The 577-nt window shown below is 68.5% G+C and carries 1 protein-coding gene; it reads left to right on the forward strand.

What is annotated here, in order from left to right:
• Positions 1–148: 148 nt before the first annotated feature.
• Positions 149–577: electron transfer flavoprotein subunit beta/FixA family protein (locus AC1DWF_RS37005; protein ID WP_476843400.1), on the forward strand; the 429-nt coding region annotated here is incomplete at its 3' end.

Genomic DNA, 577 nt, shown 5'->3' on the forward strand with positions numbered 1-577 from the left:
GCCCGAATAGAGGCCGGCCCCCCAGGGCCTCTGCGGCCCGCGGCATGAATCGGCCGCGCAAAGGGCCCCATGGCTAGCCCTCCACCCGACCGATAGGTAGGTTCCGGCCAGTTTTCACGGCAGTGCAGCAAAGAAGGCGCAACGGGCAATGAAGCTCCTCGTCCCGGTCAAGCGGGTGGTCGATTACAACGTCAAGGTCCGCGTCAAGGCGGATGGAACCGGCGTCGAGACCGCGAACGTCAAGATGTCGATGAACCCCTTCGACGAGATCGCCGTCGAGGAAGCGGTGCGCCTCAAGGAGAAGGGCATCGCCACCGAGATCATCGCCGTCTCCGCCGGCCCCGCCGCGGCCTCCGAGCAGATCCGCACCGCGCTCGCCATGGGCGCCGACCGCGGCATCCTCGTCGAGCATGACGGCGTGCTGGAGCCGATCGCGGTCGCCAAGCTGCTCGCGGCCCTCGTCGCCAAGGAATCGCCCGAGCTGGTGATCCTCGGCAAGCAGGCCATCGACGACGACATGAGCGCCACGGGCCAGATGCTCGCCGCCCTGCTCGGCTGGCCGCAGGCGACCTTCGCC

The organism is Aminobacter sp. P4_D5, assembly GCF_056401815.1.